The following is a 14,690-nucleotide window of genomic DNA, read 5'->3' as shown; positions in this document are numbered from 1 at the left end:
AGCAGGGGTGCAGGGCCGCGGGGCGGGCCGCGCGCCCGCCACCCCCTTCGCCGAGATCGAGCCGGAACCGGACCGATCTCGGCGGTGGGGGCAGCGGTCAGTCGTCGTCCTTGGGGCCGCGACGGCGCATCAGCAGCATCACCGCGCCGCCGATCAGTGCCGCGACCATAATGACCAGGGGCACCAGCACCGCGGCGCCGGTGCTCGCCAGCGACGCCTTCGCCGGAGCCGCCTGCGCCGCCCCCGGGTCCTCGGAGGCCGGGGCGGCCTGCACGGCCGGGGCCCCGCCTGCCGCGGAGGCGGTGGGCGCCGGCTCCGTCGGGCCCGTCCTCGGAAGCGTCCCGGCCGGCAGGTAGATGTTGGTGAACGTGAGCGTCGGGGTCGCCCCGGTCGTGATCACGACCGTCCGCTCCTCCGGCACCGACAGGTCGTAGCCGTCGATGGCCGCGATCTCCTCGTCCTCCTTCACGGTGCAGCTCGTGCCTTCCGCGAAGGTCTTGTCAGGGGCGGCGGCGACATCGTTGCCCTTGACGGTCACGGCTCCGAACTGGTCGTCGGAGCACTCGTAGACGAAGCTGTACTCCTTGCCGGAGACGTCCGCGCCCGAGGCCTTCTGCTGAACCTGGAAGGTGCCCAGGGGAGTCGCAGAGGCGCGGTTCGTCAGCGAGACCGAGGCGCTGGTCTGGGAGCCGATGGTCAGGCTCGAGGTCTCGGCGCCGTCCACGGAGTAGGTCGGCGAGCCCCAGCTGTAGCCGTCGGGGGCCGGCGAGACACTGGTGAGGTCCTCGCTGAGGGTGACGACCGTGCCCCTGGGGAAGGCGCCGGGGAAGACGGTCGTCTTGCCGATCTCGCTCTTCATGACGGCCGAGCCGCTCACGCCGTCGTCGTTGAGCTCTCCGGGGGCGGTCCAGCCGGTGTAGGTGCCGGCCGCCTCGGGCAGCTTGTAGCCCACTCTGACACTGAAGGCGGTGCCGGCGGGGACGGCGTCCATCGCCGAGCCGGTCAGGGCGTTGACGACCCCGAAGCCGCCGAAGCCGGGAGCCATTCCGACGGTGAGGCTGAAGGGCTGCGCGTAGCTGCTCTCGCCGCTGACCTCCTTGCCGGCGCCGTTGAGAGCGGCCCTGTTGGAGTAGCGGGCGCCCATGACCGCCTTGCCGTCCTGGGAGGCGAATCCCGTCCGGTAGGCGATCTCGTAGCCGGCGCCCGGGGCGAAGGGGCCGGTGGCCCTGATGGTGGCGGTCTGGCCGCGAGTGGTCACAGTCAGGGCGAAGCCCCCGACGGCGCCGCTCGAGCTCGAGGCGTCGGCCTCCGCTGCGCCCTTGGCGAGGAGCGCGCCCTCGGCGCCGGCCGAGCCGCGCGCGGAGAGGGTCCACTGGGACGGGTCGGAGCCGAAGCTCATGCCGTCGCCGAGGGTGTCGTTGAAGGTGATGGTGTCCCGGGTGGCGCCGTCCGCGGCGATCTCCGAGTCGCCCCCGGCCAGCTGCTCCTTGACGTAGTCCGAGCCGAAGTCGAGTCTCCAGTCGATGGCCGTCGAGGAGGAGTCGATGGCACCTCCCTCCTTGGACAGCTGCCAGGGGCCGTCGGCGGGGGCCGCGGCCTCCTCGATTCCGCCCTCGCCGGGCAGGCTCACCGTGACGTCGGCGCCGTTGACCCGCATGGTGGTGGTCGCCTCGCCCGTCTGCCGGGCGGCGAGGAGCAGGGCCTCGCCCCTGCCCCTGAAGTCGGTGAAGCCGGCGCCGCGGAGCTCGTCGGCCTTGTCGTTGAAGGTGCAGGTGATGGTCTTCTCGGCCAGGTCGCAGGTGCCGACCTGCTCCATCGTGCCGTCGTGGGCCACGGACACGGGCGAGGAGAACTGGGGCTCCAGGTTGGTGAAGTGGGCGCCGAGGTCGATCGTGATCGCGCCGCCGGCACGGGCCTGGTCGCCGGCGTCCCAGGAGTAGGTGAGCTTGGCGACGTCGTGGAGGGCCAGGCCGCCGGCGGAGTCCTCGCCGGTGCGGCCGGACTTGACCAGGGCGACGTCGGAGATCGCGGGGGCCTGACCGTCGTCGGCCCTGGCCGCCGTGCCGGGGGACACCGCCGCCAGGGCCAGGGCGATCAGCCCGAGGCAGGTGGTGAGGCCGACGAGAGGACGCCAGCGGGGTGGTGCCTCCACGCGTTGAGCAACAGAATGCATGGGGGTGCCCTTCTGCTTGTAAGGGAGGTGGATGTGGGGTACCACCACGCTACCGTCATGCGTAATTGAACTGCAATGCGGTGTAACCGAATTGCAATGCGCCTGACGACCGGCCCTCAGGGCGGCGGGTCACCGCGGGCCCCTGGGGCGCGCCCGGGCGGGCCTCCGGTCAGACTCCCTCGGAGTCGAACAGGCGGGTCACCGAGCCGTCGTCGAAGACCGCCTTGATGGCGCGGGCCAGCAGCGGCGCGATCGGCAGCACGGTCAGGCGCTCGAAGCGCTTGGACTCGGGGATCGGCAGGGTGTCGGTGACGACGATCTCGCGGGCCCCGCAGGTGGACAGCCGGTCCACGGCCGGGCCGGAGAGCACGCCGTGCGTGGCGGCCACGATGACGTCCTTCGCGCCCGCGTCCAGCACCACCTGGACGGCCTTGGCGATCGTGCCGCCGGTGTCGATCATGTCGTCCACCAGCACGCAGGAGCGCCCCTCGACGGCGCCGACGACGCGGTTGGCCACCGACTCGTTGGGCCGGGTGATGTCGCGCGTCTTGTGGACGAAGGCCAGCGGCGTGCCGCCCAGGGCGTTGGCCCAGCGCTCGGCGACACGAATACGGCCGGCGTCCGGGGAGACGACGGCCGCGTTGGAGGTGTCGATGCGACGTCGGATGTAGTCCACCAGCACCGGCTGGGCCCACAGGTGGTCCCAGGGCCCGTCGAAGAAGCCCTGCTCCTGGGAGGAGTGCAGGTCGATGCTCATAATGCGGTTCGCGCCCGCCGTCTTGTACAGGTCCGCGACGAGCCGGGCGGAGATGGGCTCGCGCCCCAGGTGCTTCTTGTCCTGGCGGGCGTAGGGGTAGAAGGGCGCGACCACGGTGATGCGCTTGGCGGAGGCCCGCTTGAGGGCGTCGACCATGATGAACTGCTCCATGAGCCAGTCGTTGACGCGGTCGCCGTGGGACTGCACGACGAAGACGTCGCAGCCGCGCACCGACTCGTTGAAGCGCACGTAGGTCTCCCCGTTGGAGAAGTCGTAGGCGGTCGAGGAGAGCACCTGCGTGCCGAGCTCCCTGGCGACGTCCTTGGCGAGCTGGGGATGGGCCCGGCCCGAGACAATGACCAGTCGCTTCTCACCACTGGTGATAATGCCCGTCATGACGTGGTTCCTCTCTGACGGCCGGTAGGGCCCTCGATGGTGGGTGCGGTGGTCTCAGTGCTTGTCGGCGCCCGTCTCAGTGCCTATCTCGGTGCCTGTCCGTGCCCGTCTCGGTGCTCGTCCCGGTGCCCGTGGGAGTATCGCCGTCGAGCTGGCTGAAGGGCGCGACGACCGCGCCCGCGGGGATCTCGACGTCGGTCAGGATGGCGTAGGCGCCCACGCGAGCGCCCTCGCCGATGCGGGTCGCGCCGCGCAGGAGGACGCCGGGCTCCAGGATCACGTCCCGGGCGAGCTCGACGGACACGTCCACCCAGGTGCCGCCCGGATCGACCACGCCGACCCCGGCCTCCATCCAGCGCGCCAGCGTGCGGCGGTTGAGCTCCGCGCCGAGCTCGGCGAGCTGGGAGCGGTCGTTGCAGCCCTCCACGAGCCAGTGGTCGGCCGCCACCAGGGCGGAGACGGACAGGCCCGCGGCACGGGCGCGCGCGACGACGTCGGTGAGATAGACCTCGCCCTGGTCGTTGTCCGTGCCCAGGGTGGTCAGGGCCCGGCGCAGGTGGGCGGCGTCGAAGACGTAGACGCCGGCGTTGATCTCCGTGATGGCGCGCTGCTCGGGGCTCGCGTCGCGCTGCTCGACAATGGCCGACACGGGGCTGTCGGGGCCGTCGGCCTCGCGCACGACGCGCCCGTATCCGGTGGGGTCCTCCAGGACTGTCGTCAGCAGGGTGACGGCGTCGCCGCGCCTGGCGTGCTGGGCGAGCAGGTCCGCCAGGGTGGCGGTGTCCAGCAGCGGCACGTCCCCGCTGGTCACCACGACCGGGCCGGTGAGGTCGGCCGGCAGCGACGCCAGGCCGCAGGCGACGGCGCGGCCCGTGCCCGGGACCTCGTCCTGGTCGGCGGCCACGGCGTCCGGGGCGACCTCGGCCAGGTGGGCGACGACGGCGTCGCGCTCGTGTCGCACGACGACCACGAGGTGGTCGGGGTGCAGGCCGCGGGCCGCGGTGACGGCGTGATCAAGGAGGCTGCGCCCGCCGATGGCGTGCAGCACCTTGGGTGTGGCCGAGCGCATGCGGGTGCCCTTGCCTGCGGCCATGACAATGACGGCGGCGGGTGCGGTGGAAGCCACAGGTCCTCTTCTCGCTGGTGATTGCCGAGTGCACCCGACACAGGACGACGAGCGCGCCTTCATCCTACGTCGCCCGCGGCACGAGCCGGCACAGCGTGTCGTCATGACGCGGCCGCGGTACTGCATCATTGCATCGGATCGGCGCGGCTCCGCCCCCAGGGTTCGAACCCGGGCCTCAAGGCTCCAAAGGCCTGCGTGCTACCACTACACCAGGGCGGACCGCCGCGGTCGGGCGCACCGGTCCCGCGGCCGGGCGCCAGTGTCTCACGGCTGCGTCCCCGCGAGAACCCGACGACGCTCACGCGGCGGTGGCCGCAGGGGCCCGCAAGGCCCCGGCCGCGGTGACGGTACTGGTCCTTCTCGGGCAGGATTGGGCGCGTGCCCAGCTCCCCTCCGCCTCCCCGTCCCGGCCCTTCCGCCCGCCTGATCGAGCTCGACGGGCTCCGGGGCCTGGCCGCCGTCGTCGTCGTCATCCACCACTGCCTGCTGACCGTCCCGGCCTTCGCCCGGATCGGGGCGTGGCCGGGGGTCGTGCCGGAGGAGCCCGCTGCGAGGATCCTCACCCAGACGCCGCTGCACCTGCTGTGGGCGGGGCACGAGGCGGTCCTGGTCTTCTTCGTCCTGTCCGGCACGGCGCTGGTCTACCCGGTGGCGCGCCGGCACGCCCAGCGGCGGCGCTTCGACTGGATCGACTACGTGCCGCGCAGGATCGTGCGCCTGTGGCTGCCGGCGGCGGCCTCCACGGCCCTGGCCGTCGCCCTCATGGTGCTCGTGCCCCGCTCCACCGCCGCCTCGCTGGGCCCCTGGATGACGCAGGCGCACCCGGCGGGCCTGTCCGCGCGCCACCTGCTCCTCGAGCTCGCGCTGCAGCCGCGCTACGCGTACCGCAACACGGTGCTGTGGTCGCTGCACGCCGAGGCCGTCTTCTCCTTCCTGCTGCCGCTTGTCGTGCTCGTCGTGGCGCTGGCGGCCCGGGCGCGGGCGTGGTGGCTGCCGGCGGCGGCCTGCCTGGCCGTGCCCGCGGTCACCGGGGACACCCGGACGCTGGTCTACGTGCCCGTCTTCGTGCTCGGGGCGACCGCGGGGTGGCGCTGGGGCCACCTGGGGACCATCGCCCCCGAGCGGCCGGCGCCGTGGGCGACCCCGGCCGCCCTGACCTGCCTCGTGCTGATCACGATCGGCTGGTGGCCGGGGCTTGAGGGGCCCGTCGCGGGGCGCCTGGCGGCGGCGGTGTCCCTGGCGGCGGTCGCGGCGCTGGTCGCCCTGGCCGTGCGCGCCGGGGCCCTGCGCGGGGTCCTGCGGTCCCGGGCGGTGCAGTACCTCGGCGCCCTGTCCTTCTCCCTCTACCTGGTTCACGAGCCGGTGATCGTCGCCACGCGCCTGCTGATGGCGTCGTGGTCCCCGTGGCTGGTGGCGCCCGTGGCGGTGGCGGTGACGGCGCCGCTGACGTGGCTGTTCCGCCGGTACGTGGAGGCGCCGAGCCACCGCCTGTCGCGGCGGGCCGGCCAGTGGGTCTCCTCACGCGTGCGCCGCACGGCGCGATGAGCCCGAGGAGTCGCGGCATGATTCTCCTATGGCCGGCAAGGGGAGCAAGCGCACCCGCATGAGCGCGGGCGAGCGGCGCAAGCAGCTCATCGAGGTGGCGCGCGGCCTGTTCGCCACCAAGGGCTTCGACGGCACGAGCATCGAGGAGATCGCCTCCCGGGCGAAAGTGTCCAAGCCCGTGGTCTACGAGCACTTCGGCGGCAAGGAGGGGCTGTACGCCGTCATCGTGGACCGCGAGCTCAACACCATCTCGACGACGATCACCCGGGCGCTGAGCTCCTCGTCCTCCGCCTCGGTCACGGTGGAGCGGGCCGCGCTGGCGCTGCTGACCTACATCGAGGACTCCCCCGACGGCTTCCGGATCCTCTCCAGCGGCAACGACCGGGCCTCGGGCACCTACTCCACGTTCCTGGCCGACGTCGCCATCCAGGTCTCGGGCCTGCTGGCCGCGCAGTTCTCCGACCACGGCATCGACCCGCGCCCGGCGCCGCTGTACGCCCAGATGCTGGTGGGGATCGTGGCCATGCCCTCGCAGTGGTGGCTGGAGAACCGGACCATGAGCAAGGAGAAGGTGGCGGCGCACATGGTCAACCTCGCCTGGAACGGCCTGCGGGCCATGGAGCCCACCCCGACGCTGCGCACCGACCATGACGAGGCCGGCGGCTGACCCCGCCCACCACCCGCCCCACCCCGTCGAGATAGACATTCTCGTACGAGGTCGGCGGTGGCACCGTCTACCTCGTACGAGAATGTCTATCTCGACGCAGGGGACGGCAGAGGCGCTACTCGAGCCGGTCGGAGAGCTCGAGCCAGCGCTCCTCGAGCGAGTCTGACTCGAGCCGCAGCGCCCGCGCCTCCTCGGCGAGCTCCCGCAGGCCCTCGTAGTCGCTCTGGTCATGGGCCGCCATGCGCTCCTGGAGCGCGGCGATCCGGCTCCCGATCCTGTCCAGGCGCCGCTCGACCGCGGCGACCTCCTTCTGCGCGGCCCGACGCTCGGCGCCGCCCAGCCCCTTCCCGGCCCCGGTCGCCGTCGCCTTAGTCTGTCCGGCCGTCCCGGCCGCCACAGGCCCGCCCGAGCCGGACGACGCCGACGGCGCCCCGCCCTGCTCCCGGGCGGTCTCACGCCGCAGCCGCAGGTACTGCTCCACTCCCCCGGGCAGGTCGCGCAGGGCGCCGTCACCCAGGAGGGCGACCTGGTGGTCGGTGACCCGCTCCAGCAGGTAGCGGTCGTGGGAGACGACGACCAGGGTGCCGGGGAAGGAGTCGAGGATGTCCTCGACGGCGGCCAGAGTGTCGGTGTCCAGGTCGTTGGTGGGCTCGTCCAGGAGCAGCACGTTGGGCTCGGTCATGAGCAGGCGCAGCAGCTGGAGGCGCCGCCGCTCCCCGCCGCTGATCTCCCCCACCCGCGTCCAGGCGCGCTGCCGGGTGAAGCCGAGGCGCTCGACGAGCTGGGCGGCGGTCAGCTCCCTGCCGCCCACGACGACGCGCTCGCCGACCATGGCGACGGCCTCGACCACGCGCTTGTCCGCGAGCGCGTCCAGCTCGCGGGTGGACTGGGACAGGGCGGCCACCTGGACCGTCCTGCCGCGCACGACGCGCCCCCGAGCGGGTGCGAGCGAGCCCTCGAGCAGCCGCAGGAGAGTGGTCTTGCCCGCGCCGTTGACGCCGACGACGCCGACGCGCTCGCCCGGCGCCAGGCGCCAGGTGACGCGGCGCAGCACCTCGGCGCGCCCGCAGTCCCCGCCGCCCGCCGCGCCGGCGGGCCCGGGGTAGCCGGCCGTGACGTCCTCCAGGTCGATGACCCTCTTGCCCAGGCGGGCAGTGGCCATGGCCACGAGCTCGACGGTGTCGCGCGGCGGCGGCACGTCGGCGATGAGGGCCTCCGCGGCGTCGATGCGGAAGCGCGGCTTGGAGGTGCGCGCCGGCGCCCCGCGGCGCAGCCAGGCGAGCTCCTTGCGCAGCAGGTTCTCGCGCTTGGCGGCGGCGACGGCGGCCCGCCTGGCCCGCTCGGCCCGGGCCAGCACGTAGGCGGCGTAACCGCCGTCGTAGGCCTCGACCCTCCCGGCGACCTGGGGCCGCCCGCCGCCCGGGTCCGCGCCGGGGACGACCTCCCACACGTTGGTGCACACGGCGTCGAGGAACCAGCGGTCGTGGGTGACGGTGACCAGCGCCCCGGTGGAGGCCCGCCGCCCGGCGAAACGCGCACCGAGGTGGCGGGCGAGCCAGTCCACGCCCTCGACATCGAGGTGGTTGGTGGGCTCGTCGAGGATGACGACGTCAGCCGGCGCGGTCAGGACCGCCGCCAGGGCGACCCGGCGGCGCTGGCCGCCCGACAGCGCGGAGACCGGCCTGTCGAGGTCCAGGTCGGCCAGCAGCCCGGCGTGGATGTCCCGCACCTGGGCGCGCGAGGCCCACTCGTGCTCGGGGGCCCGGCCGTGGACGGCGGTGCGCACGGTGTCGCCGGGCGCGAAGCCGTCGGACTGGAGCAGCATGGCCACGCGCGTGCCCCCCGAGCGGGTGACGCGGCCGCCGTCGACCTCGCGCGCGCCCGCCAGGGCCGCGAGCAGGGTCGACTTGCCCGCACCGTTGGGGCCCAGGACCCCCACGCGGCTGCCGTCGTCGATGCCGAGGGTGACGTCGTCGAGCAGGAGGCGCGAGCCCACCGAGATGCGGATGGACTCCGCCCCGAGCAGGTGCGCCATCAGCCCACCGCCCGGGCCCCGGCCACGGGGGCGTCCACGCGCGCCGTTCCTCCCACCAGGGCGGACGCCGTCAGGGCGCGGGTCACCCGCGTGGCGCTGGCCGCATCGGGCACGAGGGCCGCCACCGTCGGGCCGGAGCCGGAGACGATGGCACGCAGCGCCCCGGAGGCCTCGGCGATGCCGATGACCTCGGCGAGCTCGGGGCGCAGGGAGACGGCCGCCCCCTGGAGGTCGTTGTGCAGCGCCGCCGCCAGGGCGCGGGCGTTGCCGGCGCGCAGCGCGGCGGTCATCTCCTCGGGCACGTCGGCGGGCGCGGCCCCGCCCCCGGACGAGGCGGCGGCGAGCTCGTCGAAGCGGCTGAAGACGGCGGGGGTGGACAGGCCGCCCCGGGCGGCGAAGGCGAGGACCCACAGGTACCTGCCGCGGGTCATGAGCGGGGTGAGCCGGTCCCCGCGCCCGTGCCCGACGGCGGTGGCCCCCAGGAGGGGGAAGGGGACGTCGGCGCCGAGCCGGGCCGCCAGGTCCCCCAGCTCGTCCGGGCCCAGGTCGGCGCCCCACAGGATGTTGCAGGCCGTCAGTGTCGCCGCGGCGTCGGCGGAGCCCCCCGCCATGCCCCCGGCCACGGGCACGCGCTTGCGGATGGTCAGGTCGACGCCGTCGGTGACGCCGGTGGTCTCGGCCAGCAGGCGTGCGGCGCGCACAGCGAGGTTGGAGGAGTCGGTGGGGACGGCGGCGTCTTCCTGCGGGCCGTTCTCCAGGGTCAGCGTGATGCTGCCGCGGGCCGCGCGGGACTGGCTGCGGGCGGTGACGGTCTCAATGAGCCGCACGGCCTGGAAGACCGTGGTCAGCGGGTGGTAGCCGTCCGCTCCGGGGGCGCCGGCGGACAGGAAGAGGTTGATCTTCCCGGGCGCCTCGACCCGCACGGTCGTCGCTCCGCCGCAGCTGCGCGTGGGGCACGGCCCGCTGCTGTCGGCGCCGGGAACGGCTCGCAGGTGGGTCATCGGTTCTCCTGTGCTGCGGGAGCGGTCGGGGCGCCGTCGGCCGCGAGGGCCTCGGCCAGGGAGGCGAAGGCGGTCACGTCGAGCTTCTCGCCGCGCTCGGCCGGGTCGATGCCCGCGGCGCGGATGGCGGCCTCGGCCCCCTGCGGCCCCCCGGCGAGGGGCGCGAGGGTCCGGCGCAGGGTCTTGCGGCGCTGGGAGAAGGCGGCGTCGACAACGGCGAAGACCCGGCTGCGGCCGGCGGATGTCGCCGGGGGTTCGCGGCGGACGAGCTCGACCAGGGCGGAGTCGACATTGGGAGCCGGCCAGAAGACGCTGCGCCCGATGGTGATGGTGCGGCGCGCGGAGGCGTACCAGGCGACCTTGACACTGGGGACGCCGTAGGTCCTCGACCCGGGAGGCGCGGCGAGGCGGTCGGCGACCTCGGCCTGGACCATGACGGTGATCGTCTTCAGGCTCGGCAGGGAGGCGAGCAGGGTCAGCAGCACCGGCACGGCGACGTTGTAGGGCAGGTTGGCAACCAGCCGGGTGGGGGCGGGGTCGGCGGGCGCCAGGCCCAGCGCGCCGGGGCCGTCGAGGGTCAGGGCGTCGGCCTGGACGACGCGCAGGCGGCCTGCGGCCCCGGGCATGCGATCGGCCACGGTGACGGGCAGGGCACGCGCCAGAACCGGGTCGATCTCGACGGCGATCACGCGCGCGCCCGCTTCCAGGAGCGCCAGGGTGAGGGAGCCGAGTCCCGGGCCGATCTCCAGGACGGTCTCACCGGGGCGCACGCCCGCCCGACGGGCGATGCGCCGCACGGTCCCGGCGTCGTGGACGAAGTTCTGCCCGAGAGTCTTGGTGGGCCGCAGGCCGAGGGCCGTGGTGAGGCCCCGAACCCGGGCAGGGCCGAGCAGGCCGCCCCCGACTGCGTCGGACGGGTGGCCCCCGGGGGCCGACGCGGGCACATCGGCGCCGCACACGGCCGCGACGGCGCCGGCGGCGCCGAGAGTCTGAGACATGGGGTCCAGAATAACGGGCAGCGCCGACGGACGCGCGAGCGCCCTCACAGAACGCGGGTCGCGCTCGTAGCAGCAGCCGCCGCCCGGTCCGGGCCGCCGCCAGGCCGGACGATCAGTACCAGCCGACGGACTCGGAGTGGGCCCAGGCGCTGCACGGGGTGCCGTAGCGCCCCTGGATGTAGCCCAGGCCCCAGGTGATCTGGGTGGCGGGGTTGGTCGCCCAGTCGCCGGCCACCGAGCTCATCTTGGAGCCGGGCAGCGCCTGGGGGATTCCGTAGGCGCCGGAGGAGGCGTTCTCGGCCTGGTAGTTCCAGCCCGACTCACGGTTCCACAGGCTCTGCAGGCAGGAGAACTCGTCGTCCCCCCAGCCGTAGGAGGCCATCATTCCGCGAGCGATGGCCTGCGCCCCCTCAGGAGTGGTGCCGTCACCCGAGGCGCTGGCCGCAGGCGGCGCGGCCTCGCCGCCACCGCCGCCGGACTCCCCGGAGGCCTGCGCGTCCGAACCGGAGCCGGAGTCGGTGCCCGTGCCGACCAGGACGACCTCGTCGACCTTCTCGGTGACCGTCGTGCTGGACAGGGGCGTGCGCGAGACCTCGGTGCCGCCCTTCGCCTTGACCTCGTAGGTGGTCCGCACGACGCCGTCGACGCCCTCGGTCTCGACCTTGGTCTCGCCCTTGGGCAGGGAGTCGGTCTCCTTCTCGACCCGGCCGTGCGCCTCGGTGGTCTCCTCGGTGACGGTGTAGACGGAGTCGGACTGCCCCTCAATGGTCAGACCGGACGCCTGGCTGGAGACCTGCCCGCTGCCGATGGCGGCGAGGTTGGCCTCGGTCTCGCTGACGGGCCTGCTGTTGTCGCCGCCGACCTGGGTGGCGGCGTACGCGCCGCCCGAGACCGCCAGGGACAGGGCGGCGGCGAGTCCTCCGGCCCGATACATCATGGGGGCCACGGACGTCTTGGCTGCACCCTGAGCACGACGACGGCCACGAGCACCGGTGTTGTTGGAGCCGGGCAGGCTCTTGGAGGCCAGTGCCCCGAGCTCGACCAGCGTCGTGCTCCACGAGCTGGTCTGCGAGTGTCGACCCACGATAGAACTCCTTGTGGTTGATGACTGTCTGAAACGCTAGCCGACGAACCCCCATTCGAGCAACACCGAAAGGTCACATCCGTATCACGTCCGGCCCGTCGAACGCCCCGTAGACGGATCGGGTGGTATGGGTCAGGAGCGCGCACGCATCCGCCTCGCCCAGCCCCCGCAGCCCGGCGAGGAAGCGCACCGTCTCCCCCATGAGATAGGAGGCATTGGGCCGTCCCCGCCAGGCCCCGGGCGGCAGGTAGGGGGCGTCGGTCTCCACCAGCAGCAGCTCGTCGGGGATGAGCGCCAGCGCCGCCCGGAGCGCGTCATTGGAGGAATACGTCACAGGGCCGGCGACCGAGGCGTACCAGCCGTGCTCGGCGCAGGCCCGGGCCAGCTCCGCCCCGCCGCTGAAGCAGTGGAACACGGTGCGCTCGGGGGCGCCGTCGGCGAGCAGCACCCGCACGCAGTCCTCGTGGGCGTCGCGGTCGTGGATCTGCAGCGGCAGCCCCGTCTCCTTGGCCAGGGCGATGTGGGCCCGGAATGCCTCGCGCTGGGCGGCGGCGCCGCGCTCCCCGGTGCGGAAGAAGTCGAGCCCGGTCTCGCCGATGGCGACGACGGCGCCGCGGTGCGCGCGCACGAGGTCCTCGAGCCGGGCCATGGCCGCATCGACGGGCTCGTCGTGGTGGGGGCGGACGGCCGGGGCGAGACCGTCCGGGCCGACCTCGCGCACCCCGGCGTGCAGGACGGCCTCGTTGGGGTGGAGGGCCAGGGCCGCGCGCACGCCCGGCAGGGTGCGGGCGAGCTCGAGGCTGCCCCGCCAGGCGGGGGTCTCGCACGCCGAGGTGATGATGCCGCTCACTCCCGCGGCGGCGGCCCGTGCGACCAGCTCGGCGGCGTCCAGCGGCGCCTCGGAGCCGGGGCCCTCGGCCGGCAGCCCGGGCACGGGCAGGTGGGTGTGGTTGTCGATCACCGGTCCGGCCAGCGGCGCGACGGCGTCGGCGGGAGGCCAGGAGCGGTCGCGGTGCCTGCGGCTCATGCCCCGGTGACGTCGTCGGGCAGGCGGTCCGCGTAGCGCGCGAGCTCCTGGTCCACGATCGCCTCGTCGAGCTTGACGAACACGGGGGCGGGCCTGGCCACGGGCGTGCCGATGACGACGTCGTGGCGGCCCCATGCGGGGGCGGTGGTGTAGTCCCCGGCGATGATCGGGTAGCCGGTGCGGGAGGCGAAGGCCTCGGGGAGGACCTGCGGGTCGAGCTCGCGGGCCTCGCGGACCTCGGGCATGGGGGCGATGGCGCCCGCTCCCCCCATGGCCCGGTCCACGTCGTTGGCCGCGTGCGGCAGGAAGGGGGAGAGCATAAGGTTCAGGTCGGCCACCGCCTGGGCGAGGGTGTGCAGGATGGTCGCCAGGCGCTCCTGGGTGGCCGGGTCCTGGCCCTTGAGCTTGAAGGGCTCGGTGTCGGCGATGTACTTGTTGGCCTCGCCCACCAGCCGCATGGCCTCCGCCAGCGCGGCCTTCTGCCGGTGGCGGGCGATCAGGCCGCCGACGGCGTCGAAGCCCGCCTCGATCGAGTCCAGCAGCGCGGCGTCGATCGGCTCCAGCCCGCCGGGGGCGGGGACGGCGCCGAAGCGCTTGTGGATCATGGTGGCGGTGCGGTTGACGAGGTTGCCCCAGCCGGCGACGAGCTCGCCGTTGGTGCGGCGCACGAACTCCGCCCAGGTGAAGTCGGCGTCCGCGGTCTCGGGGCCGGCGGCGCAGATGAAGTAGCGCAGGGCGTCGGCCTGGTAGCGCTCCAGGAAGTCGCGCACGTAGATGACGATGCCGTGCGAGGAGGAGAACTTCCTGCCCTCCATGGTCAGGAACTCGCTGGAGACCACCTCGGTGGGCAGGTTCAGGGTGCCGAGCTCGCCGGGCGCACCGCCCCGCTCGCCCCGGCCGTCGTAGCCCAGAAGCTCGGCGGGCCAGATCTGGGAGTGGAAGACGATGTTGTCCTTGCCCATGAAGTAGTAGGACAGGGCGCCGGGATCGTTCCACCAGGCGCGCCAGGCCTCGGGGTCCCCGGTGCGCCGGGCCCACTCGATGGAGGCCGACAGGTAGCCGATGACGGCGTCGAACCACACGTAGAGGCGCTTGGTGGGCTGGTCCTCCCAGCCGGGCACGGGGATGCCCCAGTCGATGTCGCGCGTCATGGCCCGGGGGCGGATCTCCTCCAGGATGTTCTGGGAGAAGCGGATGACGTTGGGACGCCAGGTGCCCGAGGCCTCGCGCTCGTCCAGCCAGGCGCCCAGCGCGCCGGCGAGCGCGGGCAGGTCGAGGAACCAGTGGGTGGACTCCACGAACTCGGGGGTCTCCCCGTTGATGCGCGAGCGGGGGTCGATGAGGTCGGTGGGGTCGAGCTGGTTGCCGCAGGTGTCGCACTGGTCGCCGCGCGCCCCGGGGGCGCCGCAGATGGGGCAGGTGCCCTCGATGTAGCGGTCGGGCAGGGTGCGGCCGGTGGACGGGCTGATCGCGGAGCGGGTGATCTCCTGGACCATGTAGCCGTTGTCGCGCACGGTGCGGAACATGTCCTGCACGACGCGGTAATGGTTGCCGGCCGTGGTGCGGGTGAACAAGTCGTAGGACAAGCCCAGAGCCACCAGGTCCTCGACGATGAGCCGGTTGTTGCGGTCGGCGAGCTCGCGGGCGGTCACACCCTCCTCGTCAGCGGCCACCAGGATGGGGGTGCCGTGCTCGTCGGTGCCCGAGACCATCAGGACGTCGTGACCGGCCATGCGCATGTAGCGCGAGAAGACGTCGGAGGGGACGCCGAAGCCGGCGACGTGACCGATGTGGCGGGGGCCGTTGGCGTAGGGCCAGGCGACCGCGGACAGGATGTGGCTCATGGCCCCAACCCTATCCGCTCCTCCGCGCCCCGCGGAC

General features: G+C 73.7%; 11 protein-coding genes and 1 tRNA gene. 2 read left to right on the top strand and 10 right to left on the bottom strand.

What is annotated here, in order from left to right; genetic code table 11:
* Positions 1-97 precede the first annotated feature (97 nt).
* The 4 genes from AIF0345_RS02750 to AIF0345_RS02735 all read right to left on the bottom strand — a co-directional run bounded on the left by AIF0345_RS02750 (position 98) and on the right by AIF0345_RS02735 (position 4,671).
* The gene (locus tag AIF0345_RS02750; protein WP_285297073.1) at positions 98-2,152 is read right to left on the bottom strand and encodes a DUF7926 domain-containing protein; all 2,055 of its coding nucleotides are present in this window, start codon (positions 2,150-2,152) and stop codon (positions 98-100) included.
* 190 nt (positions 2,153-2,342) lie between these two features.
* The gene (locus AIF0345_RS02745) at positions 2,343-3,326 is read right to left on the bottom strand and encodes a ribose-phosphate diphosphokinase (RefSeq protein ID WP_043563021.1); all 984 of its coding nucleotides are present in this window, start codon (positions 3,324-3,326) and stop codon (positions 2,343-2,345) included.
* Positions 3,327-3,402: 76 nt separating this feature from the next.
* Positions 3,403-4,452, bottom strand: a complete 1,050-nt coding sequence (locus tag AIF0345_RS02740; RefSeq protein ID WP_285297072.1) for a bifunctional UDP-N-acetylglucosamine diphosphorylase/glucosamine-1-phosphate N-acetyltransferase GlmU — start codon at positions 4,450-4,452, stop codon at positions 3,403-3,405.
* A 147-nt stretch (positions 4,453-4,599) separates the two neighbouring features.
* Positions 4,600-4,671, bottom strand: a tRNA-Gln gene (locus AIF0345_RS02735).
* Positions 4,672-4,830: 159 nt separating this feature from the next.
* Here AIF0345_RS02735 and AIF0345_RS02730 point away from each other — a divergent pair.
* Positions 4,831-5,997 carry an acyltransferase family protein gene (locus AIF0345_RS02730; RefSeq protein WP_285297071.1) on the top strand — a complete coding sequence of 389 codons (1,167 nt, stop codon included), beginning with the start codon at positions 4,831-4,833 and terminating at the stop codon, positions 5,995-5,997.
* Positions 5,998-6,025: 28 nt separating this feature from the next.
* Positions 6,026-6,664, top strand: coding sequence for a TetR/AcrR family transcriptional regulator (locus AIF0345_RS02725; protein WP_285297070.1), 639 nt, complete (start codon positions 6,026-6,028; stop codon positions 6,662-6,664).
* A 115-nt stretch (positions 6,665-6,779) separates the two neighbouring features.
* Here AIF0345_RS02725 and AIF0345_RS02720 read toward each other — a convergent pair whose 3' ends face one another.
* The 6 genes from AIF0345_RS02720 to metG all read right to left on the bottom strand — a co-directional run bounded on the left by AIF0345_RS02720 (position 6,780) and on the right by metG (position 14,653).
* Positions 6,780-8,699, bottom strand: coding sequence for an ABC-F family ATP-binding cassette domain-containing protein (locus AIF0345_RS02720; protein ID WP_285297069.1), 1,920 nt, complete (start codon positions 8,697-8,699; stop codon positions 6,780-6,782).
* Positions 8,699-9,700 (bottom strand): 4-(cytidine 5'-diphospho)-2-C-methyl-D-erythritol kinase, encoded by a 1,002-nt coding sequence (locus AIF0345_RS02715; protein WP_043563025.1) that lies wholly within the window; start codon positions 9,698-9,700, stop codon positions 8,699-8,701. Before AIF0345_RS02715 ends, AIF0345_RS02720 begins: the two co-directional genes overlap by 1 nt.
* Entirely contained in the window at positions 9,697-10,698 is a 1,002-nt protein-coding gene (gene rsmA / locus AIF0345_RS02710; RefSeq protein ID WP_285297067.1) for a 16S rRNA (adenine(1518)-N(6)/adenine(1519)-N(6))-dimethyltransferase RsmA, read from the bottom strand. Before rsmA ends, AIF0345_RS02715 begins: the two co-directional genes overlap by 4 nt.
* Positions 10,699-10,810: 112 nt before the next feature.
* Complete coding sequence (locus AIF0345_RS02705; protein ID WP_285297066.1) at positions 10,811-11,782, bottom strand: G5 domain-containing protein; 972 nt, start codon at positions 11,780-11,782, stop codon at positions 10,811-10,813.
* A gap of 73 nt (positions 11,783-11,855) precedes the next feature.
* Complete coding sequence (locus AIF0345_RS02700) at positions 11,856-12,809, bottom strand: TatD family hydrolase (RefSeq protein ID WP_285297065.1); 954 nt, start codon at positions 12,807-12,809, stop codon at positions 11,856-11,858.
* Positions 12,806-14,653: a methionine--tRNA ligase gene (gene metG / locus AIF0345_RS02695; protein WP_285297064.1), complete on the bottom strand. Its 1,848-nt coding sequence runs from the start codon at positions 14,651-14,653 to the stop codon at positions 12,806-12,808. The genes AIF0345_RS02700 and metG overlap by 4 nt, the downstream gene beginning before the upstream one ends.
* Positions 14,654-14,690 lie beyond the last annotated feature (37 nt).

It is taken from the genome of Actinomyces israelii (assembly GCF_030253495.1).
GTDB lineage: Bacteria > Actinomycetota > Actinomycetes > Actinomycetales > Actinomycetaceae > Actinomyces > Actinomyces israelii.
This window is presented reverse-complemented; position numbering and strand designations above follow the sequence as displayed.